We start from the raw sequence: 26,469 nt of genomic DNA, 5'->3' as shown, positions 1-26,469 counted from the left end.
GCTCCGACCCTACGACCGGCTCCCTCACGGGGGCACGGGCGTGGGGGTCCCTGTTGGGGTCTGCTTCACCGCCCCGTGAGCGGTCGGGGCGCGGTTGTCTGGAGGGCATGACCGATCCGTCCGCTCCAGGAGGCGCTCCGATGCCCGCCACTTCGACCGCTCCCGACCGTGTCCACCAGCCCGAGGCTGGGGCTGGGGCTGGGGCTGGGGCTGGGGCTGCTGCGGTGCCGGTCGCAGGTGCGCGGTTCGCGCTGGGAGCGGCGCTGCTGGGGTTCTTCGTGATCACCCTGGACGCGCTGATCGTCAGCGTCGCGCTGCCCGCGATCGGCAACGACCTGGGCGGCGGGATCAGCGGGCTTCAGTGGGTGGTGGACGGCTACACCCTGATGCTGGCCGCGCTGCTGCTCTCTGCCGGGTCGGTCTCGGACCGGATCGGCGCCAAGCGCGCCTTCGGCCTGGGGCTGGTGCTGTTCCTGGCGGCGTCAGCCGCGTGCGCCCTCGCCCCGACGTTGGGGGTGCTGGTGGGCGCGCGGCTGGTGCAGGGCGCGGGGGCAGCGGTGATGATGCCGGCGACGCTGGCGCTGATCCGCGAGGCGTTCCCCGACGCCGACCGGCGCACGAGGGCGCTGGCGCTGTGGGCGGTGGGCGGTTCGGTGGGCTCTGCGGCGGGTCCGCTGGTGGGCGGGGCGCTGGCCGGGTGGGACTGGCGGTGGATCTTCTTCATCAACCTGCCCGTCGGCTTGGTGGCGCTGGTGCTGCTGGGCCGCGCGCCCTCCTCCCCGCGGCGGGAGGTGCCGTTCGACGTGGTCGGGCAGGTTGCCGCGGTGGCGGCGCTGGGCGCGCTCACCTACGCGCTGATCGAGGGCGGCCAGGCCGGGTTCGCCAGTGCCCGGATCGTGGCGGCGCTGGTCCTCGCAGTGGCGGCGGCGGCCGTGTTCCTGGTGCGCCAGGCGCGGGGGCGGGCGCCGATGATGCCGCTGGACCTGTTCCGCTCCCGCCCGGTGGTGGCCGCGCTGGCGGCCGGGTTCGCGCTGAACGTCGGCTTCTACGGGGTGACGTTCCTGTTCAGCCTGTACTTCCAGACCTTCCGCGGCATGTCGGCCGCGGTCACCGGCCTGCTGTTCCTGCCGATGACGCTGCAGAGCGTGGGCGTGTCCTTCGTCTCCGCGGCGGCGACCCGCCGCTTCGGCGCCAAGGCCACGATGGTCGCCGGGCAGGTGGTGATGGGCGCTGGGCTGCTGGTGCTGTGCCTGCTGCCGGCCACCGTGCCGGTGTGGGCGGTCGCGGTGCTGCTGATGCCGGTGTCGTTCGGCGGCACACTGGCCGTCCCCGCGATGACCGGCCTGATGCTGTCCTCCGTCCCCGCCGAGCGGGCCGGGCTCGCCTCCGGCGTGCTGAACACCTTCCGCCAGGTCGGCGGGGCCGTGGCCGTCGCCGTCTACGGCGCTCTCGTCACCGCCGGCTCCTTCACCGCCGGCATGCGCACCGGCCTGATCGCCGCCGCGATCCTGCTCGCCGCCACCGCTGCGCTGGGCGCGCTGCGCGCCCGCACCCCGCGCGGCTGAACCCCCGTCATCCCCCGGCGGCAGCCCGGATGCCGCCCGCGACCACCTCAAGGAGATTGGACCCCATGCGAGCGACCCTGTTGTACGGAGCCGGCGACGTGCGCGTCGAGAACGTGCCCGACCCGGTGATCAAGAACCCCACCGACGCGATCGTGCGGGTGCTGCGCGCCGCGGTCTGCGGCAGCGACCTGCACCCCTACCGCTCCGCCTCCGCCACCGATACCGGTCGGCAGATGGGTCACGAGTTCCTCGGCACCGTCGAAGACATCGGCCCCGAGGTGACCGGCCTCAAGCGCGGCGACCTGGTGCTGTCCCCGTTCACCTACGCCGACAACACCTGCTGGTGGTGCGAGCACGGCCTGCAGACCTCCTGCCCACACGGCGGCCGGTACGGCTTCGACGGCGTGGACGGCGGCCAGGGCGAGGCCGTGCGGGTCCCTCAGGCCGACGGCACCCTGGTGAAGATCCCCGCCCCGGTCGACGAGGCGTTGCTGCCCTCTCTGCTGACGCTCACCGACGTGTTCTGCACCGGCCACCACGCCGCCGTCACCGCCCGGGTCCGGCCCGGCAGCAGCGTCGCCGTGGTCGGGGACGGCGCGGTCGGCCTGTGCGCGGTCCTCGCCGCCCGGCGCCTGGGCGCCGAGCAGGTGATCCTGTTGGGCCGCCACACCGACCGCACCGACCTCGGCGTCGAGTTCGGCGCCACCGGCGTCGTCCTCGCCGGCGGCGACGAGGGTGCCGAACAGGTCCGGCAGCTGACCGCAGGGCGCGGCGCGGACGCCGTCCTGGAGTGCGTCGGCTCGATGCAGACCCTCACCACCTCCTTCGCCGCGGTGCGCGACGGCGGAGTGATCAGCCGGGTCGGCGTCCCCTCCTACACCGACGGGCCGATCGGCATGGACATGATCATGCGGAACATCACCCTGACCGGCGGCGTCGACCCCGCCCGCCACTACATCGACGCTGCCCTGCCCGACGTCCTGGACGGCACGATCCGGCCCGGCCGCGTCTTCGACCGCACCTTCCCGATCGAGCAGGCCCCGGACGCCTACCGGGCGATGGCCGACCGAAAGGTCCTCAAGGCCCTCCTCACCCCCTGACCGCGCACTCCCGGACGCACTTCGCCCGGCGACCGGCGACACACCCCGCACAGCGAAGGAAGAACACCGTGCAGCACGTCACCCTGAACAACGGCGTCCAGATGCCGATCCTCGGCTTCGGCGTCTACCAGATCCCCGCAGACAAGACGGAGCAGGCCGTCACCGATGCCCTCGCGGCCGGCTACCGTCTGCTGGACACCGCCGCCGCCTACGGCAACGAGGAAGCCGTCGGCCACGCGATCAAGAACAGCGGCATCCCGCACGAGGAGCTGTTCGTCACCACGAAGCTGTGGGTCCAGGACGCCCCCGCCCAGGACAACACACGCCGCGCCCTGGAGACCTCCCTGGCGAAGCTGGGCCTGGACCACGTCGACCTGTACCTGATGCACCAGCCCTACGGAGACGTCTACGGCCAGTGGCGCGCCATGGAGACCGCCCAGCACGAGGGCCTCGCGCAGGCGATCGGCGTCGCCAACTTCTACCCCGACCGGCTCCTGGACCTGGTCCTCAACAACGAGATCACCCCGGCCGTCAACCAGATCGAGACCCACCCCTTCTTCCAGCGCACCGCCGACCACGCCCTGATGCGCGAGCACGGGGTGCAGCACCAGGCTTGGGGCGGCTTCGCCGAAGGCAAGAACGACCTGTTCACCCACCCCGTGCTGGCCGGCATCGGTGAAGCCCACGGCAAGTCCGTGGCCCAGGTCGTGCTGCGCTGGCTGATCCAGCGCGACATCGTCACCATCCCCAAGTCCGTCAACCCCGACCGGATGGCGCAGAACATCGACGTCTTCGACTTCCAGCTCACCGACGACCAGATGGCCGCTGTCGCCGCGCTCGACACCGGCAAGACCCTGTTCTTCGATCACCACGACCCAGAGATGGTCGCCTGGCTCAGCAAGCGCCGCTTGGAGGGCTGACCTCGCACCGGGACAGCACTCGCTCTGGGTGGCCCGGCACACCTACGCCGGGTCGCCCACCCGTTTCCGCACCACGATGACCTGCTGGTCCGCCGCACCGTCCCGCGCAGTGCCTTGCCGGCAGGGGCCATCGCGCCATCACCGGCGACAATGTGCGCACCGGTACGGGGCTTCCGGACGTGGTCGTCGCGACCTGCTCGGCGGGCGGGAGCGGGGGCGTCAGGCTTCCGGGGGGACGTGGCGGCGCGGCAGCTGGAGGATCTGGCCTCCTGGACCTGGCTGGGCGTTTCGAAGGTGGTGGTTCTCCAGGGTGAGCTGGTTGACGATCTGCACCAGGGTCTGCCGGTCCTGCCTCAGCTCCTGCAGTTCTCGTGCGTCGGCGGAGCGCAGCTCCTTGAGTTTGACGATCTGCCTGCGCAGGCGGGCCTCGCTGTCGGGGATCCGGCCGAGTGCGCGGACGCGGGCGTAGAAGTCTTCGCGAAGGTCAGGGTGGCGCTGGGTGAGGGCATTGCGGGGGACGCCGGCCTCTTGGGCAAGGGCGACGACGGTGAGCGCGCCGTTGGAGTTCTCGGGGGCGCCGGCCAGGATGCGGTCGGCGGCGGCGCGGATACGCGCCCGTTCATCGGGGGCGGGCGTCACGGGGCCTCCGGGAGGGTGCGGCGTTCGGCGTCGTGGTGTTCGGCGAGGACGGTGAGGCGCCCAGTGGTGGCGGTGAGGCGGTCGGCGAGCGGGCCGGGGAGGTGGGCGGCCTGCTGGAGCAGGGTGTGGGCGCGCTCGCGCAGTCGGTGGGCGTGGTGGTCGGTGCGGGCGATGTTGCCGCACACGGGGACGCAGTGGTCGAGGGCGGGCGCGGTGGCGGCGCGGTGACAGAGGGCCTGTTCGTGCTTGTAGACGCACATCAGCAGGGTGTTGGGGTTGTCGTGGACGAGCAGGTCGTCGCGGGCGAGGTAGCGGTGGGCGGTGGTGGCGTTGATCGCGGTGCCGGCGAAGTCGGGGGCGCGGGCGGCCGCGGCGAGGGCGCGGCGGGCCGCCGGTCCGGAGAGGCCGCCGCCGTCTGCGAGGTGCTGGTGGAGGTCGAGGGCGGTGTCGGCGCAGGCGCGGACGGTCTCGATGTCGAGGAGGGTGTGGATGCCGTCGCGGGAACGGGAGGCGTAGCCCGCGGCGAGGGTGGTGCGCAGGTGGCCGCACTGGACGGCGAGGGCGACGGTGCCGCCGGGGCGACGGGCGATGTGCCAGGCGAGGGTGCGGCGGAAGCGGGCGGTGCCGATCGCTCCGTGGGGGTCGGGCGGGATTGTCTCGTGCGGGAGGTGGTGGCGGGCGGCTTCCCGGTTGGCCCAGGCGATGAAGTCCTCGATGCGGGCGCGTACGGTCTCGGGGCTGATGGAGCCGCAGCGGAGGCGGGGGCTGCGGGCGTCGTGGGTGTTGTGGCCGAACAGCAGGCGGTTGTCGTCGGGGGTGAGGCGTTCCAGGACGCGGACGGCGCGGACGGCGCGGACGACGGGGGCGATGGCGACCCAGGGGACGGCGCGTTCGACGCCTTCGGACAGGTGGTTGCCGTCGTCGTCGACGGCGCTCTTGAAGGCGCGGCCACGGATCAGGTGGCGGTCGCCGGTGGCGGGTTCGGGGCAGCAGCCGGTGCGCAGGCCGAGGACTTCGCCAGGGCGCATGCCGGTGAGGTAGGCGATGACGATGAAGCAGGCGGTGCCGAGGTGGCGCACCAGGTGGACGGATTCGGTGAAGTCGATGGCCTCGCGCCAGGGTCGCTGGTGGACGGTGCCGGTGATCGGCGTGTCCAGGGGTGCGGGGCCCGGTGTCCAGCGGGCGGGGTCTTCGAGTCGGCGCAGGCGCCGGTAGTGGGTGACTTGGTCGTCAGAGGCTCCGGTGAGGGCGGCCAGGTACTGGCGGGCGAGTCCGTGGCCGTGCCGCAGTGGCACGGACGGAAGCGGCGTGCCGGTCTCCAGGAGGTGGTCGAGGTGGTGGTAGAGGGTGTCGCGGGCGGCGGTGGTGGCACGGTTGGTGCGGGCGGCGGCCCGTACGGCCCGGTTGGCGGCCCAGGCGGCGAGGATGTCGTCGGCGAAGTCGTCGACCACGCGGATCGCCCACACCAGCAGCGGACCCATCGTCTCGGCGGCGAGGGCCTCGGTGAGGTTCTCCCCGCCGGAGGTGCCGACGGCCGGCGGCAGGTATCCGTCGGCGCCGTGCTCCTCCCACGGGGGTCGGGCGATTCCCGTCGGGAGAGCGGACAGCTGATCGAACGCCCACAGGCGGGTGAGCGCGGCAAGCACGCACCCGACCGAGTTGCGGCTCAGACCGCTGTCGCGGACCTGGATGCCGTAGGCGTGCAGGAGCTGGTCGTCGCACGCCGACAAGGTGGTGACGTCGTGCCGGTGGAGCCAGCGGGCGAACTGCAGCCAGTAGACGACCGTCTGGTGGTAGCCCTGCGCGCTCAGGCGCGAGCGCAGGCCGCGGTGGGCCCGCAGGAACGTGGGCCGCAGCTCGCCGTTGAGCATCGTCCAGGCGGCCAGCCGAAACTGCTCGCGCAGCGGTTCGGGGCACGGCGCCCAGTGGATCGCATCGGTCTTGGCGCTCGGGTTCGCGCTGAGAGGGGCGAGCGGCCACACCCCGTCCGCGTACCGGGCGCTGCTGCCGGAGCGAATGCGGGCGGCGGGCAGTACCGGGGTGACGGGTGAAGGCAGGCACAGGCGGTAGGGGTCTTCGACGGCGGTGGTCACGGGTTGAGGTCTCCGCTGAGCAGGTGGGCGACCAGCGCGCGGTCCGCTTCACCGACGCCGGCCAGGGTGCGGCCCCAGACCGGTGCGTCGAGCCGGGCCTTGAGGTCGTCCAGGCGCTGGTGGGCCTCGCCCCACTGGGCGTCCCAGCGGGCCGGGGGTAGGACGGTGCGCAGGTTGGCGACCGCGTGGTGCAGGTGGGCCAGGCGCGGGTGGTGTCCGGGGTGGACGCGGGCGTTGGTGCAGCCCAGGCACATCAGGAACGAGGCCCCGCAGTCTCCGTCGGGTCCGGGGTAGGGGCCGTTGCGGTAGTCGGTGCAGTCGGCCGTCGCCGTCGGGGTGTCGGCGGGGTCTGGGTGGTCGCGCAGTTCGGCGGCCAGCACGGTGTGGCGGGCGTGGACCTCGGCGGCGCTCGCGCCGCCCGCGATCACCTCGGCGGCCTGTTCGGCGACGCGCGGGTCGGACAAGACGTAGATGCTGTCGTGGGTGTCCTGGGAGTTCTGCCCCGACTCCCGCCGCACCAGGGCGTTCACGGTCCGCCGGCCGCGGCGGAACGGCGAGCCGGGCAGGCCCTCGGCGCGCACCCATTCCTGCGCGGCTTGGCTGTCGATGCCGAGATGGAAGGGCCCGACCGGTTGGTCGCGGTCCTGGTCGGCCAGCCGCACGCCCCGGCGGGCCGCTCGCCACACCACCAGCCGGTCCGTGCCCGGCGCCTGTTCCTCGACCAGGGCGCGTGCGAAGCGCGTGACGGCGAGGGCCTGGGTGATCAGGCGGCCGCTGGAGTCCGCGCCGAAGTCGGTGACGTTGCGGGTCTCGAACCTTCGACCGGTGCGGCGCCGTTTGTCCAGCACGATCCGGTAGGTCGGCGGCCCGGCGGCGCCGGCGCTGGGTGTGGCCGCCGGTACGGCGAGCCGGTCGATCACGGCCAGGTTCCATCCGAACTCCGCGGTCAGCAGCACCGCCAGGCACACCGCCTCGTGTCGGGACAAGAACAGCCGCATCCAGGTCGAGGTCCGGGTCATCCCGCCCAGGGCCGTCGTGTAGTACGCCCGGTACTGTGCGGTGGGCCCGCGGTCGTAGCGCGGCAGATCCCCGGTGCGGGCCAGCTCGTCCAGCGCGTCGCCCACCGCCCACTCCTGGCTCCGCTCAGGCAGCTCGCCGGCGCGCCACCGAACGAGGTGCCGCGCGTTGTCCTCGATCCGCAGCACCGCCGCCCGGAAGGTGCGGCGTGCGGTGGTGACGATCCGCTCCCAGTCCGGCCCGGTGAACGACTGCGTCCTGCTGGGCGGTCGCCGCCGACGGCGGGTGATCGCGTCGGCGGCCGGCCCCTGCCGCACCCGCGGGTCCTGCAGCAGCAGTCCGGAGACGAAGGACACCTCCGGGCGTCCGGGTTGGAAGGCCACCCACTCCAGCCACGTTCCCGCGCTCAGGCCGCCGAGGTCGGCGGGCGGCGCCGACTGCCGGGCCAAGAACCGGGCGAAGGAGTGCACGGCCCGCCAGGCGTTCTCACTGCTGCCGTGGGCGGTCCACCGCGACGGCGCGCACCGGGCCGCGAACAGGGCAGCCAGCGAATGCCGCATCGCCTCGGCGACCGGCAGAAGGGCGAAGTCGTACTCCTTCATCCGACCCGCCGCGTTGACGTGCCGCACCACCAGGGCGCCGTCGGCCAGGACCTCGGGGCGATGGTGGCCTGCCGCCGGCAGTTCGGCCCTGCGGCCGTGGCCGCTCACGCGACCTGCTCCAGCCACTCGGCGACGTCCTGAACGCCCTCGCTCTCGCGCGCGATCCGCGCGAAGACTTGGTCCACGCTCGCCGGCAGCGGTTCATCCGCGTCCGGCGCCGCCGCCAGAAGCGCCCGCAGCTGCAGGTCCGCCACCGGCGCCAGGTAGATCCCGCACGTCGTCTCCCGGCTCGCGTGCCCGAGCAGGTCCTGCACCATCCGCCACGGAACGCCGTACAGCAGCCGGAAGTCCCTGCGCTCCTCGGGGGTGAGACCGAAGCGGCGGTCCATCAGGTGGTTGAGGACGACCAGCATCACCAGGGCGAAGCTGTGCCGGCACGAGTGCGGAGTCGCGTACGGCGCGTACACCCGGTGCGGATCCGCACCGGCCCCGGCCGGCGTCAGCACCAACCGGCACCGCTCGTTCGCCGCGCGGAACACCCCCTCCCACGAGTCGACGCGCAGCGGCAGCCCCGACTCGTTCAGCCACAGCCACAGCGGCTCGATCCCCCTCGGACCCTCGGTGAACAGCACCAGCCGCTCCTCCACCGTCAGGTCCGTCAGCCGCCGCTCACCGGTCCGGCCTCGCTGGTCCACCCACCGCAGCGTCGGCCGGATCCCGCCGCCCAGCCCCGTCACCACCCGCACCCCGGCCAGCCGCTCGTACCGGCCCGCTTCCTGGGCACGTCGCACCGCCAGCGCCCGGGAGGAGTCGACGTACACCTCGACCTGGCCCACCACGCCCGACGCGGCGTAGAAGGTCCGCGGCTTCTTCGACCGCGTCACCGCCGCCGCAATCCGGCCCGCGCAGTACCGGCCGCCCTCCAGGCGCAGCGACGGCACCTCGAACGTCAGCAGCGAACCGCCCTCGCTCCGCCGCATCCCCGACGAGTACAGCAGGTTCGCGAACGCCACGTTCCGGTCCTCCAACCGACCCGCCCACCCCGGCGCCGGAACACCCTCACGGGTGAACCCGCGAAGGCCCACTTCCACCCACCGACGAAACGCCCGCGGCAGCAACCAGTGCACGTTGCCCGATCGCCCCGACCGCGCCGACGCCTCCGGAACCGTCAGCACCTGCCCCGACCGACCCGCCACCGTCTTCATCGCCACCGGGCTTCGCCCGACATGGCCGGCCCGAACCGCCCACCCGTACAGACCAGTCAGCGCGGCGAGCTCCCGGTTCCACTTCGAGGCCCGATCGGCCGCGGGTTGTCCGGCGCGAACCGGCGCCAGTCCTCGAAGTCCCGCAGATCCCCCTCACCGGCATCCCTCCACCCCACGCCTCTGACCAGCAGAAAGTCCAGGTAGAGCGCGATGTCGGTCACGTAGTTTCGCTTCGTCTCCTTGGTGTGGGCACGGAACTGGCGGGACTGCGTGAACAAGCTCAGCACCGCGTCCACCCGATGGTCCGGGCCGAGGAAGATCGGATCACCGGCGCGGACCCCGACCTCCGCCTGCCGCTGCGACAGCTCCCGCCATCCCGGCAAAACGGCCTCTCGAACTTCGTGCCGTACGGCATCCGTCGGCACCCAGAACACCCGCCAACCCATGGCCAGCGCACCCTTCGCGATCGGCTTCAACACGCCGATCTAACAGGGAATTCCTCGATGGCCGCCGTGTTCGTGACCTGGGTCATCGCCGGACCCTGACCCGCGATCACCAACGGCCCCGCGTAACGGCTGGGCCCCTCTCGCCCAAAAGGCCGAACCCCGCTCGCGCGGGGAGGACCTGCGGGAGGTGCAGGACGATGGACAGCAGGGCGGCTGACCCCCGCTCACGCGGGGAGGACCAATTGAATCTGAGAAGTCAATTGTCAATTAACGGCTGACCCCCGCTCACGCGGGGAGGACGCTTCGCGACGTGCAGCGTTGTGACGGGTTCGCAGTTTCTTGGCCATAGCTGGTCGTTGATGACGTTCAGATGTCGAGGAGCAGTGTGTCGGTGCATCGAGTCACGGTGGTACGACGTCCCAGGGGCGACTACAAGGGTCCCCGCTCCCACAGGGAGATCACCTGGTCGTCGACGTCCGCCGGTGCGGCTCCGGGACACCAGGCCTTTGCGGGTGTGGCAGGCTGGGTCGCGCACCCGGGCCGCCCGGCCGCCAGCCGGTGATCCATGCCAGCGTCGGCCAGTCCATCCTCGGACAGGCGGGCAGTCGACGGCCCGTAGCCACCGACTCGTGCAGCAACCGGCGTTCGCCGGCGGGTGTCGAAGAGTTCATCAGGTCCTCGAAGGGGCAGGTCGTTTCGCATGAGCGTCACGCTGGGCGTGGTGGTGCTGACGATGGGCAACCGGCCCGCCGAGCTGGCGGCGCTGCTGGAGTCCGTACGGGCGCAGGAGGGCTCCGGCACGGGGGTGCGGACGGTGGTGCTCGGGCAGGGCATCGAGCTGCCGGAGATGCCCGAGTGGGTGGACGCGGTGGAGCTGCCGGAGAACCTGGGTATCCCGGGCGGGCGGAACGCCGGCGTGGAGCGGCTGCGCGAACTCGGCGGCACAGACGTGCTGGTGGTGTTGGACGATGACGGGCTGCTGTCGCGCACCGACACGTTCCGCCTGGTCCGGGAGGCGTTCGAGCGGGACGCGAAGCTCGGCATCGTGTCGTTCCGGATCGCGGACGAGACCGGGTTCACCCAGCGCCGCCATGTCCCGCGCCTGGGCGAGTCCGATCCGATGCAGTCCGGGCCGGTGACGACGTTCCTGGGCGGCGGCCACGCGATCCGCATGTCGGTGATCGACCAGGTCGGCTTGTTCCCGGCGGCGTTCTTCTACGCGCACGAGGAGACCGACTTCGCATGGCGGGCGCTGGACGCCGGCTGGGGCATCGAGTACCGCGCGGACATGGTGCTCCAGCACCCGCGCACCGACCCGGCCCGGCACGCCGCCTACTACCGGATGACCGCCCGCAACCGGGTCTGGCTGGCCAAGCGCCACCTGCCCGCGCCTCTGGTGCCGGTCTACCTGGCCTCGTGGATCGGCTACACCCTGCTGCGCCGGCCGCCGATGGCCGGTTTGAAGGCGTGGTGGGGCGGGTTCTTCGAGGGCGTGCGGGTGGCGTGCCCGCCGCGCAGGCCGATGCGGTGGAGCACGGTGCGGCGGATGGCGCGGCTGGGCCGGCCGCCAATTTTCTGATGGCCGGCCCAGCTGGGGCTGGTCAGGTCCAGAGGGTGTGGAAGGCGTCGATGACGCGCTGCACGTCGGTGGCGGTCATCGCCGGGTAGCAGGGCAGGGACAGCTGTCGGGCTGCGGTGTGCTCGGTGACGGGCAGGTGGTGCGGGGCGTGGCGGTAGGCGGTCAGGCGGTGGACGGGCTGGAAGTGCACGCTGGTGCCGATCTGATGGATGTCCCGCAGGGCGGTGGCCACCGTGTCGCGGTCGCGGCCGGAGCCGGGGTCGATCAGTACCGGGTAGAGGAACCGGCCGTGCTCCACGCCGTTCAGCACGGTCGGCAGTGTGAGGCCCGGCAGGCCTGCCAGGGACCGGTCGTAGGCGGCGGCGATGGCGGCGCGGGCGGCGGTGAAGTCGGGGAGCTTGGCCCACTGCTTGAGGCCGATGGCGGCGGTGATGTCCGGCATCGTGTACTTCAGGCCGGCCACGGTCACCTCGTAGTGGGCGGTGCTGCGGGTGCCGTGCCGCTGCCACACCGAGGAGTCGATGCCGTGGCGGCCCAGCAGCCGGGCCCGCTGCACGAGGTCGGCCCGGCCAACGAGCATGCCGCCCTCGCCGGTGGTGATGACCTTGTTCGCGTAGAAGGAGAACACGGCGAGGTCTCCGACCGACCCGGCGCGCCGGCCGTCGCGCCAGGCGTGCAGGGCGTGGGCGGCATCCTCGATGAGCAGTAGGCCGTGGTCGTTGGCGAGCTTGCGGAATGCCGCCAGGTCGCAGGGCTGGCCGCCGTAGTGCATGACGACGATCGCCCGGGTGCGGCCGGTGATCGCCTCGGCGGCGGCCTGCGGGTCGAGGTTGAGGGACACCGGGTCGATCTCGGCGAAGACCGGGGTGCCGCCGCTGTGGAGGATCGCGTTCGGGGCGGCGCAGAACGTGAAGCTCGGGGTGATCACCTCGTCGCCGGGGCGCAGCCCGGCCGCCAAGAGTGCCAGGTGCAGCGCGGCGGTGCAGGAGGACACCGCGAACGCGTCCTCCTGCCCGAGCGCGTCGCGCACCGCCTGCTCGAACGCGGCCGCGTGCTGGCCGGCGGTCAGCCACCCGGAGCGCAGCACCCCGAGCACGGCGGCTTCTTCCTCCTCGCCGAGCGAGGGCCGGTTCCACGGCAGGAACGGCGCCTGCGCGGCTGCGGCGCTCATCGCGCACCCCAGGCGGCTCGGTAGTCGGCCCAGTACTGCGCGCAGTCCTCGCCACCCCACCGCCCGACCCTCCCGGCGGCGACGGCCGTGACCAGGCCCCGGTGGTTGTCGTACTGGTCCTGTGCCGGATCGCCGACGGCGCCGGCCAGCACCAGGTCGGCGACCTCCCGTGCCCCGTCCTTCAACGGCGTCGGGCAGGCACCGGGCAGTACCTTCTGCAACTGGGCGAATGACACCCGGTAGTCGCGGGCGTCGGCTTCATCGTGTTCCGGACCGCGGTCGATCACCGCGCCGGGCACCACGCCGGCCACCGCCTCGGCGATGTCGGCGATGGTGTGGTTCTCGCCGTCGCTGCCGACGTTCAGCGCGCCGGTGACGCGCTGCTCCACGACGCCGGCGAGCACGTGGGCGACGTCGTGGACGTGGACGAGGGGCGGCGCTGCCCGCCGCCGTTGAGGTGGATGCGGCCGGTGGCGGCGGCGGTGGCCGCCATCTTGTTGACCACGGAGTCCAGGCGCTGGCGCGGCGAGGATCCGTGCACGGTCGCCAGCCGAAGGCTCGTCAGAGCGACCTGCTCGCCCAGCGCGCAGGGCAGCTGCCGCTCGGCGAGGACCTTGGTGCGGGCGTAGACGCCGAGCGGGTTCGGGGCGGTGTCCTCGTCCACCGTGCCCTCGTGCATCCCGTACACGCTGCACGAGGAGAAGAACACGAAGTGGCCGATGCCTGCGCGGCGGGCGGCGTCGGCGGCGATCAGCGGCGAGGCGTAGTTCAGCTCGACCGCGAGCCGTTCGTCGACCTGGCTCGCGGGTTCGCCGACCACGCCGCCCAGGTGCACGACCGTGTCCGCGCCGGCGGACGCGGTGGCCAGCATCTCCGGGTCGCGCAGGTCGCCGTGGACGAAGGACACGGAGGGCGGCAGCAGGCGAGCCGGGTCGTCGCCGCGCCGGTAGATCAGCCCGTCCACCACGGTGACCTGGTGGCCGAGGGCGGCGAGGTGATGGGAGGCGGCGGAGCCGAGGTATCCGGCTCCGCCGAGCAGCACGATGCGCATCGGAGGTGTCTCCTGTCGGGTCAGGCGGCGTGGGCGGCAGGGGCGTCGGGGTCGGTGAACCAGCGCGGGACGGCACCCGGTGTGGAGCGCAGCCAGGCGACGTACCGGTCGATGCCGTCGGCGAGGGCGATGGCGGGTGCCCAGCCGAGGAGTTCGGTGCACAGGCGGGTGTCGGCGCAGCCGCCGAGCGGGTCGCCGGCGGGCATCGGCGCCTGTTCGAACCGGGCGTCTGGGTAGTGGGTGGCGATCAGTTCGCCGATCCGGCGGACCGTCGTCGGCACGCCGGTGCCGACGTTGACTGTCCGGCCGGCCATCCGGTCGACGGTCAGGGCGAGGACGGTGGCGCGGGCGATATCGTCGACGTGCACCAGGTCACGCACTTGGGCGCCGCCGCCGTTGAGCCGGATCGGGCGGCCGGTGTGCGCGGACATGGCCATCCACGGCACCATCCACGAGTGCGAGCCGGGCTTGGGCACCTGCGGCTCCCCGTAGACGGAGAAGTAGCGGACGATCGCGTACTCGGTGCCGGCGTCGTTCAGCAGCAGCCTGGTCTGCTGCTCGCCCCAGGCCTTGGTGTTGGCGTAGACGGAGATCGGGTCGAGAGGCTGCGTCTCGGTGAACACGGCGGGTCCGCCGCCGGCTGTGCCGCCGTGGCCGTACACGGAGGCGGAGGAGACGAACACCAGGCGCTTCACCGGACTGCCGGCGGCGGATTCCAGGACCGTCTGCGTGCCGGCCATGTTGCTGTCGAACGCGGTGCGCGGCCGTCGGGTGCAGGCGGCGACGTCCGCGTACGCGGCGGCGTGGATCACGTAGTCGGACCGGTCGACGAGCGAGCGCACCGTGGCGTGCTCCCGGACGTCGCCGAGCACGACCTCGGCCGCGTTGCCGTCCACGTCGAAGCGGTCGCGCACCGGGTGCGGGTAGGCGTCGAAGCGGTCCAGGACGAGCGGGCAGGCACCGGCGGCAGCGAGCTGGGCGACGATGCGGCTGCCGACCAAACCGCCACCCCCGGTCACCAGCACCGTCGCGCCGGACAGCCGCCCGACCGCCCCTGACTGTGCGTCAATCATCTTGAATGGCACCCCTGTTCGAATTCCGGTGGGATGCCAAAAAGTGAAGCCGCAGGAGCCGGGGTGGCGGTACCTTGTTCGCCCACCCCTCCGGTTAATCCCGTTCATGATCAACTCATGGCCTCGCAGGGAGCGAAGTGAACGCGGACAAGGAACCGAACCAGCATCTGGCGGCCCTCCTGGAAGAAGCCGGGTGGACCTACGAAGCCCTGGCCAGAGCCGTACGGGCGGTCGCCGCCGAATCACGGATCGAGCTGCGCACATCGAAGGCGGCCGTCCACCACTGGGTCGTCGACGGGGCCCGCCCGGCAGGCAGGACGCCCTCCTTCATCGCCGAGGCCCTGAGCCGCAAGCTCCGGCGGACCGTGACACCCGCCGAGGTCGGCCTGGGCCCGGTACCCGTCGAAGGCGCCCCACCAGCCGGGGTGCTGTCGCCCGATCCTCTCGCCACCGCCGCCGACCTCGGAAGATTCACCATGCTGCGCCGACGCGACTTCCTCGCCCTCACCTTCTCCGCCAGCGCCGTCGGCCTACCCCTGGCCTACGACCACCAGGCCGCCTCGGCCGCACTCGCAGCCGGAACGAACAGCCGCAGGATCGGCCCCGGCGAGATCGCCGGCGTCCGGCAGTTCACCGAGATGTTCCGCACCGCGGACGAGCGCCTCGGTGGCGGCCACGGCCTTGTTGCCATCACCTCGTACCTGACCGACGTCGCCACCCCGATGCTCAGCGGCACCTTCCCGAACACCGACGTCCGGGGCGAAGCGTTCGGCGCCGCCTCCGAACTCGCCACCCTCATCGGCTGGAAGCTCCACGACCACGGCAGCGACGGCGCCGCACAGAAGTTCTACCTCCTCGCCCACCAACTCGCCTGCGAGGCCGATCCCGCAGGCCGCGCCGCCTGGGCCATGCGCGCCCTCGCACACCAGGCCCTCGACCTCGGCCACAGCGCCGGTACCACTGCCCTCGCCGAAGCCGCCCTCGACCGCACCCGCGGCCGCATCGACCACAGCACCAAGGCCCTGCTGCTCATCACCGCCGCCCGCGCCCACGGAGCCTCCGGCAACCGCTCCACCGCTGCGAAACTGATCCTCGCCGCCGAAAACGCGATGCTCGCCGCCACCGAACCAGCCCCCGCCTACGCCGCCGCCTCAGGACCCGTCGCCGCCACCGTCGCCTCCCACACCGGCAAAACCCTCACCGCCATGAAGGACCACACCGCCGCCGAGCGCCACTACCGCACCGCCCTCCAACACCGGGTGCCCGGCACCTACCACCGCGTCCGCGCCCTGACTCTCGCCAACCTCGCCAAGACCGTCGCCGCCCAGCACCGCCACGAGGAAGCCGTAGCGCTCTGGGGACAATCCCTCGATCTCATGGAAGGTGTCGCCTCCGGCCGCGCCTACAAGGAACTCGACGCCATGCGCTCCGCACTGCGCCTCTACACCCGCCGCCGCATCCGCGGGGCCGTCGAACTGGACCGCCGCGCCGCCGCGCTACAACGCCTCTGAGGCTCGCCGGGCTGGCCTTTGTTCGTACGAGAGGACGTCGAGCCCACCACGCCAGCACTACTTTCGCAGCCGGCTGACCCCGCTTACGCGGGGAGGACGTCGCCCAGGACCGCGGCTTCGACGACGCCGCCGGCAAACCCCGCTCGCGCGGGGAGGACCCGACCGCGGCCGTCGCCCAGTCGTCCAGATCCGGCTGACCCCCGCTCGCGCGGGGAGGACGAGGGCGCGAACGTGCTGCGGCGGGTGCCCAACGGCTGACCCCCGCTCGCGCGGGGAGGAGATCGTGAAGCTCGCAGGCGACTCCCCGAACACCGGCTGACCGCCGCTCGCGCGGGGAGGAGATCCACGGCCACAACGGTGCCACCGCAATCGTCGGCTGACCCCCGCTCGCGCGGGGAGGAGGATCCGTATCTTGGCCCCATGGCGGATGCGGGAGGCTGACCCCCGCTCGCGCGGGGAGGAGGCGTGGGTGGAGGGCACCGACGAGGAGGGCGACGGCTGACCCCCGCTCGCGCGGGGAGGAGCGCTGAATCTCGGCCTCGGCCCGGGCGTCTTCCGGCTGATCCCCGCTCTCGCGGGGAGGAGCCCGGCCCGGCCGGTCGCTGCTGCTACGAGTACGGCTGACCCCCGCTCTCGCGGGGAGGAGGACCGGATGCTGCCGCTCGACCGGCCCCGCGACGGCTGACCCCCGCTCTCGCGGGGAGGAGAGCACCACCGCATCCGCGGCACGAAAAGTGGCCGGCTGACCCCCGCTCTCGCGGGGAGGAGCCGCCGCCGCCGACCGCGCGCAGCGAGAACTCCGGCTGACCCCCGCTCTCGCGGGGAGGAGGGTGTTCGCCCGGCACATCTCGGCCAGGGCCTCGGCTGACCCCCGCTCTCGCGGGGAGGAGGCGTCGAAGCCGGCCCGGTCCAGGCTCGCCTGCGGCTGACCCCCGCTCTCGCGGGGAGGAGAGGTCCGACAGCGGGCCCTTGTCGATCATCGGCGGCTGACCCCCGCTCTCGCGGGGAGGAGGCCCGCCTCACCGTGGGCGGCGTCCTGCTCACCGGCTGACCCCCGCTCTCGCGGGGAGGAGGCTTCGCGACCTGCAGCGTTATGACAGCTTTGCAGTTTCTTTGCCATGTCTGGCTGGTGGTGGAGGTTCAGGTGTCAAGGAGCGACATGCGGGTGCATCGTGTCACGGTGCTACGACGACGTTGCCGCCGGGAGTGGAGGGCGTCGGCACCCGCGCCGCTGGCAGACCCCCGCTCGCGCGAGGAATCCAAAAGGGCAGAGTGAGTAGAACTAGACTATTTCGACCTGCTGTGATCGTGTTTGGCAATTTATGATCGATTTTCGTGAGTGGCTCGCGGTTTGTCAGTGGGGGCTGATACCTCCTTCGGCATGAGTAATGCGTCAGAGGCCGGCCCGTTCTGCGGTATCGACATTTTGTTGTGGGGGAAGGAAGACGGGCTGGACGAGGCGTATCCGCTGATCTGCCATCTCCTCGACACCGCCGCGGTGGCCGGCGCTCTGTGGGATGCGGTGCTGGGGGCTCCGCTGCGGATTCGTCTGGCTGAGGAGTTGGGGGCCGACGAGGCCGAGGCGCGGCGGTTGGTGATGGTGTGGGCGGGCCTGCACGACCTCGGGAAAATCACTCCTTCGTTCCAGGCTCTGGTCGACGCGGAGTTCGCGAAGCTGAAGGCCGGTCCCGGCTACGTGGAGACCTCGGGCCCGGCGTACGTACGACACGAGGCGGCGACGCACTGGGGCCTGGTCGAGCTGCTGAAGGGGTGGGGCTACCCGGCCGAGGGGCGTCGGGTGCGGTCGTGGCCGGCGCACCAGGTCGCGCAGCTGCTCGGTGGTCATCACGGCTGCTTCGAGCGGGTGCTGCAGCGCAAGGAGCTGGATCACCCGTCGGCGTACCTGCCCGGGCTGGGGACGGCCGAGCGGTGGGCGGAGCAGCGGGTGGCGCATGCGGAGGCGGTGCGGGGGATCGTCGGTGGTGGTGCGGTGCCGGTGGCGGGGCTGTCGGGGTGGGCGGCGGTGGTGGTGCTGGGTTTGGTGGTGGTGGCGGACTGGTTGGTGAGCCAGGTCGGGGTGATCGAGGGTCGGGTTCCGGTCGAGGGGTGGGTGGCGGACGAGGGGGCGTTGCGGGCGCACTTCGATGTGGCGGTTTCCGGTGCGAAGGGGTGGGTGGCGGGGGCCGGTCTGGGGCGGGCGGTGTTCCCCGTCCGGGCGATCGAGGAGATGTTCGGCTTCGAGAGGGCGAATCCTTTGCAGCGCAGTTTGGCGAGGGAGTTGCCGGCTCTGGTGTCGGGGTCGGGCCTGGTGCTGGTGACGGCGCCGACGGGTGACGGTAAGAGCGAGGCGGCGTTGTTCGCGTCGTCGGTGCTGGCGAGGGCGTCGGGGGCCGGGGGGCTGTATTTCGCGCTGCCGACGATGGCGACGGCGGATGCGATGTTCGGTCGGGTGCGGGATTTCGCGGACAGGAATCTCGAGGGTGATCGGGGGTTGATGCCGGTGCACGGGATGGCGCGGCTGAGCCCGCTGTTCAAACCGGCGGAGTCCGGGGAGGGCGAGGAGGAGATTCGGGAGAGCAGGGGGATCTCCTCGCAGGAGGGCACGTCGACGGAGGCCGCGCAGTGGCTGTGGACGGCGAAGCGGGGGCTGTTGGCGCCGTTGGCGGTGGGGACGGTGGACCAGGCGCTGACGGGTGTTCTGCCGGTGCGGTACGGGTTTCTGCGGCTGTTCGGGTTGGCGAACAAGGTGGTGGTCGTCGACGAGGCGCATGCGTACGGGCCGTGGATGCACAGCCTGTTGGTGCGGTTGCTGGAGTGGTTGGGGGCGTTGGGGGCGTCGGCGGTGGTTTTGTCGGCGACGTTGACGGGTCGGGCGGCGGCGTCGCTGGTGGAGGCGTATCGGCGTGGGGCGGGGTTCGAGGACCGCGCGGTGATTGAGCCGTCCTACCCGGGCTGGTTGTTCGTGGACGCGGCCACGGGGCGGGTGAGCAAGCCGCGGGCGGTGGACAGTGACCGGGCGCGGCAGTTGGTGGTGGAGCGGCGGCCTGTGCGGTGGGACGTGCACGAGGACGGCGCGCCGGCGGCGGGGTCGCGGCGGGCGGCGTTGGTGGAGCTGGTGGCGCCGGTGGTGGACGGCGGCGGGTGCGTGCTGGTGTGCTGCACGACCGTCGAGGAGGCGCAGCGGACGTTTTTGTTCCTGCGGGAGGCGTTTCCGGGGTTGGCGGGACGTGAGGGGGGTTTGCGGCTGCTGCATTCGCGGTTTCCGGCGCTGGTGCGGGAGCGGGTTTCGGGGGAGTGCGAGGAGGCGTTCGGGAAGGGGAGCGGGAGTGGGGTGAGGGCCGGGTCGGTGTTGGTGGCGACGCAGGTGGTGGAGCAGTCGCTGGATCTGGACTTCGACCTGGTGGTGTCGGCTCTGGCGCCGTTGGCGCAGTTGCTGCAGCGGGCGGGGCGCGGGTGGCGGCACAAGCGTGATGAGCGGCCGGGGTGGGCCGGCGGGAAGCTGCGGCTGGTGGTGCTGGAGCCGGTGGGGGAGCAGGGCGGGGTGCGGGTGCCGGGGTCGTGGGGGTCGGTGTACGACGCGTCGTTGCTGGTGCGGACGAGCACGCTGCTGACGGGGTTGGGCGGGCGGGCGGTGGCGGTGCCGGGGGATGTGCAGGGGCTGGTCGATGCGGTGTATGAGGAGGACTTCGGGCGGCGGTTGGAGGAGTCGGCGCGGCGGGAGTTCGAGCGGTGGGACGTGCGGCGCGAGGCGGGGGAGTTGGCGGAGGCGCAGCTCGCGGAGCTGGTGCGGATTCCGGCGCCGGGGGATGTGGACGGTGACTGGTCGGTGCTGACGGATGCTCCTGAGGGGGTGTCGGAGGAGTTGCTGGCGACGCGGTTGGGGGCGGAGACGGCGCGGGTGGTGTTCGTGTACGCGCAGGCGGGGGGTGGGGTGAGTCTGGACCGTGCGGGTCGGGTGCGGGTGCCGGGCTGGTCGCGGGGTCGGGGCGTTGGGCGGGCGGATGCGGTCGAGGTGCTGCGGCATTCGGTGCCGCTGCCGGCGGGCTGGGTGGCGGGGGAGTCGGAGGGCGACAGGCTCGCGGGGCCGTGGGCGAGGACGGCGATGCTCAAGGACCTGCGGGTGGTGGTGCTGCGCGAGGACCGCGAGGGCCGGTGGATCGGCCGGGTCGGGGGTCAGGAACTGCAACTGTCCGATGTCGGGGTGACGCGGGGCTGGACGGTCGACGAGCCGCTGCGGCGGGCCGCGGCGACCTTGCCGCGGATGGCTGCCGTGGCAGCTCCGCCTGCGGCCGGGGAGCGGCCGCAAGCCGCGGCGTCCTGGGACGGCGCCGCAGGACCAGAATCACAGGAGGACCGCGCGGCATCGCGGCGGAAGCCGGCAGCCGGTGAGAAGAAGAGGAAGGCAAGGGCTGTGACGGTGTCCGATACGCGGGTGGCGTTCAACCTGGTCGACGAGCCGTGGATTCGGGTGCGGTGGCTCCCGGACCTGCCGCCGCTCGCGGAGGGCGGGGAGCGTCCCGGGGCGGTGGGTCTGCGGCGGCTGCTGGTGGATGCGCACGAGATCGAGGAGATCGCCGTCGGCCTGCCGCCGGCTCTCGCCGGGCTGTACCGGGTGCTGTCGGCGATCACGGCGCGGGTGACGAGGTTGGACGAGCGCGGGCCCGGGCTGTGGGGGGCGCGACGCGAACGTGTCCAGGATGGAGGACGGTTCGGCGCGGAGGCCGTCGGCGCCTATCTCGACCGGTACTGGCACCGGTTCGACGTGTTCGATGCGGTGCGGCCGTTCCTGCAGGACCCGCGGCTGGCGCAGCAGTGCGACGCGTCGAACACGGCGGGGGTGGACAAACTGGTGACGACCAGGCCGTCGGGGAACAACCACGCCTGGTTCGAGCACGTGGCCGCGGGGGCGCCGGTGCTGCCGGAGACCGCGGAGGCGGTGCTGCACCTGCTCGTATGGCACTACTTCGGGCCGTCGGGCCGGTGTTCGAGCCGGACGGTCGGCGCGGTGAAGGCCGCGGACGCGAAGGCCGGCCCGTTGCGCAGCACCCTGTCCTACCACCCTCAGGGGGCGAGCCTGTTCGAGACGCTGCTGGCGAACCTGGTGGAGCCGGGTGGGCAGGTGCGGCGGGAGGAGGACCTGTGCCCGTGGGAGCAGGCGGAGTTGAACGACCCGCTGGGCGTGCCGGGACGGTTGCAGGGGCCGTGTTCGTCGTTGACAGGGCGTTCGCAGCACGCGCTGCTGCTGGTGCCGGACGGGGACGGGCGGCGGGTGCGGGATGCGTTCATCACGTGGGCGTGGCGGGAGAAGGTTCCGCGGGAGGGCGATCCGTATCTGATCTGGCAGCTCTCCAAAGAGGGGAACTCCTATCCGCGGCCGGCGGATTCGGGCAGGGCGTTGTGGCGGGATGTGGACGCGCTGCTGCTGAGTGAGCTGCCGGGGGAGAGCCGGCCGCGGCGTCCGGAGGTGTGCCGGACGGCGCCGGAGATCTCGGAGTGGCTGCGGGTGCGGGCGCTGGGGTTCGAGCAGGACGGCCAGGCGAAGGACGTCCAGTTCGTCGACGCCTCGACGCCGCCGGTCCTGGGGCTGTCGGAGCGCCGGGCGCCGGACTCCGCCGCGCTGGTGAGCAAGTTGCGGGCGGTCGGAGAGATGTACGGGCGGCGGCTGGATTTGGCGGTGAAGAAGGCGTGGCAGCAGTTCACCGACGCCCCGAAGCTGAAGGACTGCGCGTGGGCGGTGGACGCGGGTGCTCGGTACTGGCCGGCCGCGGAAGCGGAGTTCTGGGACCGGTTCGGGAAGCGGGACTTCGACGGCGCGGGCGTGGCCTTCCGCCGGCTGGCGGAGGAGGCGTTCGAGGCGGTGACGGTGCGGGCGGCGGTGTCGGTGCGGGGCGCGCGGGCCTGTGAGGCGGCGCGGATCGAGTTGTACGGCGGCCGGCGCAAGAGCGTCCGGGCTGCGGCGGCGGGCGGCTCTGCCCGTCGGGGTGCGAGCAAGGAGGTGGCGAGGTGAGCGAAGCGGTGACGGTGGTCGAGCAGGAACCGCCGGGGACGCCGGCGGGGGGCGGCGTTCCCGCGCAGCGGGGCAGTCGCCGGCCGAGGAGGCCGGAGGCGGCGTTCACGGCGTGGGTGGAGCAGCGGTGTGCGGCGGATCCGGGGGTGCGGTCGGCGCTGCGGCGCGGTGCGGGCAAGGGCCTGGACCGGGTGCCGTCGATGCACCGGTTCGTGGCGCGGTGGCTTCCGGCCGGCGCCGGGGATGACGTGCAGAGGGCGTACTACACGGTGGCGGCGATGATCGCCGCTCAGCGGCGCAGCCAGTACACGGTGCCCGCGAGCACAGAGGGCGAGGCTGAGGCGGCCGGGGCTGGCGGGGCGGTCCGGGACGCCGAGGATGCGCCGCAGGGTGCCGCCGTCGCGGTGCCGGACGACGGGGTGTCGGAAGCGCGACGGCTGTCGCGGCAGAGCCTGGGCCGGTCGTTCGCGCAGGCGGTGGCGTCCGGGGGGATGCGGGAGAGTTCGGCGGAGACGCGGCTGAACCTGCTGTCGCGGCAGAGCGTGGACGGCCTGCACCGGCATCTGCCGGGTGCGGTGAGGCAGTTGCGGGAGGCCGGGGCTCGGGTGGACTGGGCGCTGTTGCTGCTGGATCTGGCCGGCTGGCACCGGTTCGGGGGCGAGGTGAGGCGGCGCTGGCTGCAGGACTTCTACCGCGAGCGGCACCGGTCGGGTCTGCGCGTGGCGCGAGAGGCGGACGACGCGGCGGACGTCGGCGTCGACAAGCCGTAGGTGCGGGGCCGGGTGCCGTCCATCGGGCAGCACCCGTTCAAATCAGGTTCATGGCAAGTAGATTGAGGGAGAAGAGCATGGTGGCGAAGTCGAACACGGGCGCGCGGTTCGTGGACGTGCACGTGGTGCAGAGCGTGCCGTTCGCGAACCTGAACCGGGACGACAACAACTCGGTGAAGACGGTCTCCTACGGCGGGACCGAGCGGACCCGGGTCAGCAGCCAGTCGTGGAAGCGCGCGGCCCGCACCTACTTCCAGGAGCAGATGGGCGACGCGGCGCTGCGCACGCGGCGGATCGGCGAGCGGGTAGCGCGGCTGCTGGAGGAGGAGCGCGCCTGGGCGGGCGCCCTGGCGGCGCGGGCGGGACAGCACGTGGCGGCGGGCAGCAGCATCAAGTTCGAGGTCGACGGCGACAGCGCGGCGGTGACGACGAACGCCATGGTGTACGTGCCGGGCAGCGCGGTCGCGGAGCTCGCGGACCTGGCGGAGGAGTTCCGGGCCGGGCTGGAGGCGGCGAAGGACATCAAGAAGTCGAGCGACAAGAGCGTCCTGCCCAAGGACCGGGTGGATGCGGTGCTGCGTTCGCGCAACGGCGTGATCAACCTGTTCGGTCGGATGCTGGCGGAGGTCGACGACGCCGGAGTGGACGGAGCGGTCCAGGTCGCACACGCGCTGACCACGCACGGCACCGACATCGAGCTGGACTACTTCTCGGCCGTCGACGACGTGACCGACTTCTGGAACGACAGCACGGGCAGTGCGCACATGGGGCACGCCGAGTTCTCCGCCGGCGTGTTCTACCGCTTCGCGACGATCGACCTGCGGGAGCTCGCGGACAACCTCGGCGGCGACCTGGCCGCCGCAAGGGAGTTGGCGGCCGGCTTCGTGGAGGCGTTCGTCCTGTCGCTGCCGCAGGCGAAGAAGACCGCGACCGCGCCGCACACCATCCCCGACCTGGTGCACATCGCGGTGCGGTCCGACCGGCCGCTGTCGTTCGCCGCCGCGTTCGAGAAGCCGGTGCGCGCGGCGCAGGACGGCGGCTACTCGGCGCCCTCGCGCACCGCGCTGACCGAGTACGCGACGGCCGCGAACACACTGCTCGGCAACCGCGGCATCGTCTCGGCCGGCTGGGCCGGGATCGACCCGAAGAACCCGAAGGAACTGGGCGAGCGGGCCGCATCGTTCCCCGCGCTGATCGACACCGCCATCGCCGCCGCCTACCCGCAGGCGCAGGCGTGAACGGTGAGGCGGGCCTGCTGCTGAGGCTGGCCGGCCCGCTGCAGTCCTGGGGCGAGCGCAGCAAGTTCAACGAACGCGACACCGCCCCCTTCCCCACCCGTTCCGGGGTCATCGGCCTGCTCGCCTGCGCCCTCGGCCGCCGCCGCGGCGAGGACATCGGCGACCTGGCCAGGCTGTCGCTGACCGTCCGGGCCGACCGACCCGGGGTGCTGCTGCGCGACCTGCACACCGTCGGCGGCGGCCTGCCCGCCCGACACACCGTCACCACCGCCGAGGGCAAGAAGCGCCCCGCAGCCGCGGCGACACTTCTCTCCCACCGCTACTACCTCGCGGACGCGGTGTTCACCGCGGCGCTCACCGGCCCCGGCGACGTCCTGGAAGCGTGCGCCGCCGCGCTGCGCGAGCCGTTCTGGCCGCTGTACCTGGGCCGGCGCTCCTGCCCGCCCGAAGGACCGGTGCTGCTGGGCGAGTTCGGCGACGTCCAGCAGCACCTGCTGGAGCTGCCGCTGGCCCGCCCCCGCCGGGGAACGGCGGACACCGTGCCGGTGGTCTTCCACGGCGACCGGCCCCTCACCCACCTGGCACCGGCGACCGCGGGCCTCGACGGCAGCGACCCGGTGGGGCAAGTCAACGACGACCCGCTGTCCTTCCACCCCCGGCGCCGCGCCTACCAGAGCCGCGCCCGCTACCAGCGCACCCTGCACCTGCCCGCCGACCGCTGCCATGGCCTGGGCGCCGACTACCTCAAGGCCCTCGCCGCCCACCTCACCCCCCACCCGCCCCGTCCCGAAGGCCCGCCGGCATGACCCTGTGGCTGACCCGCATCATCCCCGACCAGCGCCACCGCGACGTCCACCGCGACAGCGCCGACGCCGTCCACCTCCACCACAGGATCATGTCGCTGTTCCCCGACGACGTCGCCAGCACCGAACCCCGCCGCCACCTCGGCATCCTCTTCCGCACCGAGACCGGCCGCGACGGCGACCGGATCCTGCTGCAGAGCAATCGCGAACCTGACCTCACCCAACTCCCCGCCGGCTACGGCCCCGCCGCCGCCAAACCCCTCACCCCGCTCCTCGACGCCCTGCGCAAAGGCCTGCCCGTGCGCTACCGCATCGCCGCCAACGCCGTCCGCAAGCCCGGTGCCACCACCCGCGCCCTCTACAGCCTCCCCGAAGTCGTCCCCCTCAACGGCCCGCACGCCGACGAATGGTGGACCCGCCAAGCCGAAGCCTCCGGCCTCACCCTCACCACCCTGCACTCGACCCCCCTGGACGCTGCCATCGGCAACCGCCGCCAGAACAACCAGCGCGTCCAACACGCCCGCACCCTCTTCGAAGGCGCCGCCCACATCACCGACCCCGACCTCCTGCGCACCCGCATCCACGAAGGCATCGGCCGCGGCAAGGCCTACGGCTGCGGCATGCTCAGCATCGCCCCCCGCCGGGAAGCCTCATGACACCCCCGCGTCGACGCGCCGGCAGTTCGGCCGGTGTCCGGCGCAGACTCGCCGCGCCCACCGTCGCGATGCTCCCCCGCATCGCCGACTCCCTTTCCTTCCTCTACCTCGACCTCGTCCGAATCGTCCAGGACGACACCGGTGTCTGCGCCGAGATCACCACCACCCGGCGCGGCACCGAGACCGTCTACCTCCCCACCGCCGCCCTCGGCTGTGTCCTGCTCGGACCTGGCACCTCCATCACCGCCCGCGCACTGGCCACCCTCGCCCGCCACGGCACCACCGTCCTCATCGCCGGATCCGGCGGCGTCCGCTGCTACGCGGCGAGCCTGCCGGAATCCCTCAGCACCACCTGGCTCGAACGCCAAGCACGGGCCTGGGCCGACGACCGCCGGCGACTGGACGTCGCCGTCGCCATGTATCGCCGGCGCTTCGGCGGGACCGACCTGCCCGCCGACATCAACCTCGACAAGCTCCGCGGCATGGAAGGCCAACGCGTCAAGGCCCACTACCGGCTCCTCGCCCAACAGCACCGCATCGGACGCTTCCGCCGCAACTACGACCCCGACTCCTGGGACACCCAAGACCCCGTCAACCTGGCCCTCTCCGCCGCGAACACCTGCCTCTACGGCATCGTCCACGCCGCGATCCTCGCCCTCGGCTGCTCACCTGCCCTCGGCTTCGTCCACAGCGGCAACCAGCAGGCCTTCGTCTACGACATCGCGGACCTCTACAAGGCCGAACTGACCATCCCGCTGGCGTTCTCCCTCCACTCCTCGCCCGAGCCGGAATCGGAGGCCCGCCGCAGCTTCCGGGAAGGACTCCGCCTCTTCAAACTCCTGCCCAGGATCGTCACCGACGTCCAACGCCTGCTCGCACCCGGCACCGACATCGCCGCCCCGGACCCGGACGAGCAACTCGTCGACCTCTGGGACCCGGTGGTGGGAGTAGTCCCCGGCGGCGTCAACTACGCCTCGGGGGAAGGGCTGTGAACCGTTCTCAGACCGTTGGCAAGGAGTCGCC

At 72.5% G+C, this 26,469-nt stretch carries 20 protein-coding genes and 1 CRISPR repeat array; of the genes, 11 read left to right on the top strand and 9 right to left on the bottom strand.

Annotated features, from left to right (window positions below):
- The first annotated feature begins 140 nt into the window (after window positions 1-140).
- The 3 genes from ACFV4P_RS13360 (at window position 141) to ACFV4P_RS13350 (ending at window position 3,585) form a co-directional block, all read left to right on the top strand.
- The gene (locus tag ACFV4P_RS13360) at window positions 141-1,565 is read left to right on the top strand and encodes an MFS transporter (RefSeq protein ID WP_380470490.1); all 1,425 of its coding nucleotides are present in this window, start codon (window positions 141-143) and stop codon (window positions 1,563-1,565) included.
- A 65-nt stretch (window positions 1,566-1,630) separates the two neighbouring features.
- A complete protein-coding gene (locus ACFV4P_RS13355; RefSeq protein WP_380470488.1) occupies window positions 1,631-2,665 on the top strand; it encodes a zinc-binding dehydrogenase in 1,035 nt (344 codons plus the stop codon).
- 68 nt (window positions 2,666-2,733) lie between these two features.
- Entirely contained in the window at window positions 2,734-3,585 is an 852-nt protein-coding gene (locus ACFV4P_RS13350) for an aldo/keto reductase (protein WP_380470486.1), read from the top strand.
- 219 nt (window positions 3,586-3,804) lie between these two features.
- Here the strand turns inward: ACFV4P_RS13350 and ACFV4P_RS13345 are convergent, their stop codons facing one another.
- The 5 genes from ACFV4P_RS13345 to ACFV4P_RS13325 form a co-directional block, all read right to left on the bottom strand.
- Entirely contained in the window at window positions 3,805-4,224 is a 420-nt protein-coding gene (locus ACFV4P_RS13345; protein WP_380470485.1) for a hypothetical protein, read from the bottom strand.
- A complete protein-coding gene (locus ACFV4P_RS13340) occupies window positions 4,221-6,317 on the bottom strand; it encodes an integrase (RefSeq protein ID WP_380470483.1) in 2,097 nt (698 codons plus the stop codon). Before ACFV4P_RS13340 ends, ACFV4P_RS13345 begins: the two co-directional genes overlap by 4 nt.
- Complete coding sequence (locus ACFV4P_RS13335) at window positions 6,314-8,044, bottom strand: hypothetical protein (protein WP_380470481.1); 1,731 nt, start codon at window positions 8,042-8,044, stop codon at window positions 6,314-6,316. The genes ACFV4P_RS13340 and ACFV4P_RS13335 overlap by 4 nt, the downstream gene beginning before the upstream one ends.
- On the bottom strand, window positions 8,041-8,949 hold the full coding sequence (locus tag ACFV4P_RS13330) for a hypothetical protein (protein WP_380470479.1): 909 nt from the start codon (window positions 8,947-8,949) through the stop codon (window positions 8,041-8,043). Before ACFV4P_RS13330 ends, ACFV4P_RS13335 begins: the two co-directional genes overlap by 4 nt.
- Window positions 8,950-9,197: 248 nt before the next feature.
- A complete protein-coding gene (locus ACFV4P_RS13325; RefSeq protein ID WP_380470477.1) occupies window positions 9,198-9,617 on the bottom strand; it encodes a hypothetical protein in 420 nt (139 codons plus the stop codon).
- A gap of 670 nt (window positions 9,618-10,287) precedes the next feature.
- On the opposite strand from ACFV4P_RS13325, the gene ACFV4P_RS13320 reads away from it, so the two are divergent.
- Window positions 10,288-11,166, top strand: a complete 879-nt coding sequence (locus ACFV4P_RS13320; protein WP_380470475.1) for a glycosyltransferase family 2 protein — start codon at window positions 10,288-10,290, stop codon at window positions 11,164-11,166.
- A gap of 22 nt (window positions 11,167-11,188) precedes the next feature.
- On the opposite strand, the gene ACFV4P_RS13315 is transcribed toward ACFV4P_RS13320, so the two are convergent.
- Genes ACFV4P_RS13315 through ACFV4P_RS13300 form a run of 4 tightly spaced genes read right to left on the bottom strand, consistent with a single transcriptional unit; the run spans window position 11,189 to window position 14,461 of the window.
- Window positions 11,189-12,337, bottom strand: a complete 1,149-nt coding sequence (locus tag ACFV4P_RS13315) for a DegT/DnrJ/EryC1/StrS family aminotransferase (protein ID WP_380470473.1) — start codon at window positions 12,335-12,337, stop codon at window positions 11,189-11,191.
- Window positions 12,334-12,741 carry a hypothetical protein gene (locus ACFV4P_RS13310; protein ID WP_380470471.1) on the bottom strand — a complete coding sequence of 136 codons (408 nt, stop codon included), beginning with the start codon at window positions 12,739-12,741 and terminating at the stop codon, window positions 12,334-12,336. The genes ACFV4P_RS13315 and ACFV4P_RS13310 overlap by 4 nt, the downstream gene beginning before the upstream one ends.
- The gene (locus tag ACFV4P_RS13305) at window positions 12,699-13,388 is read right to left on the bottom strand and encodes an NAD-dependent epimerase/dehydratase family protein (RefSeq protein WP_380470469.1); all 690 of its coding nucleotides are present in this window, start codon (window positions 13,386-13,388) and stop codon (window positions 12,699-12,701) included. The genes ACFV4P_RS13310 and ACFV4P_RS13305 overlap by 43 nt, the downstream gene beginning before the upstream one ends.
- A 20-nt stretch (window positions 13,389-13,408) precedes the next feature.
- The gene (locus ACFV4P_RS13300) at window positions 13,409-14,461 is read right to left on the bottom strand and encodes an NAD-dependent epimerase/dehydratase family protein (RefSeq protein ID WP_380470467.1); all 1,053 of its coding nucleotides are present in this window, start codon (window positions 14,459-14,461) and stop codon (window positions 13,409-13,411) included.
- A gap of 137 nt (window positions 14,462-14,598) precedes the next feature.
- Between ACFV4P_RS13300 and ACFV4P_RS13295 the strand changes: the two genes are divergently transcribed.
- The 7 genes from ACFV4P_RS13295 (at window position 14,599) to cas1e (ending at window position 26,438) form a co-directional block, all read left to right on the top strand.
- Window positions 14,599-15,972, top strand: a complete 1,374-nt coding sequence (locus ACFV4P_RS13295; protein ID WP_380470465.1) for a tetratricopeptide repeat protein — start codon at window positions 14,599-14,601, stop codon at window positions 15,970-15,972.
- Between the two features lie 69 nt (window positions 15,973-16,041).
- Window positions 16,042-17,045: a CRISPR direct-repeat array (repeat unit 28 nt; unit sequence GGCTGACCCCCGCTCTCGCGGGGAGGAG).
- Window positions 17,046-17,311: 266 nt separating this feature from the next.
- The gene (casA, locus tag ACFV4P_RS13290; protein WP_380470463.1) at window positions 17,312-21,979 is read left to right on the top strand and encodes a type I-E CRISPR-associated protein Cse1/CasA; all 4,668 of its coding nucleotides are present in this window, start codon (window positions 17,312-17,314) and stop codon (window positions 21,977-21,979) included.
- Window positions 21,976-22,749: a type I-E CRISPR-associated protein Cse2/CasB gene (gene casB / locus ACFV4P_RS13285; RefSeq protein ID WP_380470461.1), complete on the top strand. Its 774-nt coding sequence runs from the start codon at window positions 21,976-21,978 to the stop codon at window positions 22,747-22,749. The genes casA and casB overlap by 4 nt, the downstream gene beginning before the upstream one ends.
- Before the next feature lie 77 nt (window positions 22,750-22,826).
- Window positions 22,827-23,987: a type I-E CRISPR-associated protein Cas7/Cse4/CasC gene (gene cas7e / locus ACFV4P_RS13280; protein WP_380470459.1), complete on the top strand. Its 1,161-nt coding sequence runs from the start codon at window positions 22,827-22,829 to the stop codon at window positions 23,985-23,987.
- Window positions 23,984-24,793 carry a type I-E CRISPR-associated protein Cas5/CasD gene (gene cas5e / locus ACFV4P_RS13275; RefSeq protein WP_380470457.1) on the top strand — a complete coding sequence of 270 codons (810 nt, stop codon included), beginning with the start codon at window positions 23,984-23,986 and terminating at the stop codon, window positions 24,791-24,793. The genes cas7e and cas5e overlap by 4 nt, the downstream gene beginning before the upstream one ends.
- Window positions 24,790-25,446: a type I-E CRISPR-associated protein Cas6/Cse3/CasE gene (gene cas6e, locus ACFV4P_RS13270; RefSeq protein ID WP_380470455.1), complete on the top strand. Its 657-nt coding sequence runs from the start codon at window positions 24,790-24,792 to the stop codon at window positions 25,444-25,446. The genes cas5e and cas6e overlap by 4 nt, the downstream gene beginning before the upstream one ends.
- Window positions 25,443-26,438, top strand: coding sequence for a type I-E CRISPR-associated endonuclease Cas1e (cas1e, locus tag ACFV4P_RS13265; RefSeq protein WP_380470453.1), 996 nt, complete (start codon window positions 25,443-25,445; stop codon window positions 26,436-26,438). Before cas6e ends, cas1e begins: the two co-directional genes overlap by 4 nt.
- Window positions 26,439-26,469: the final 31 nt, after the last annotated feature.

The sequence above is a fragment of the Kitasatospora sp. NPDC059795 genome (assembly GCF_042732175.1).
Lineage (GTDB): Bacteria > Actinomycetota > Actinomycetes > Streptomycetales > Streptomycetaceae > Kitasatospora.
The sequence above is the reverse complement of the archived record's forward strand: the minus strand, read 5'-3'. Positions and strand labels throughout refer to the sequence as shown.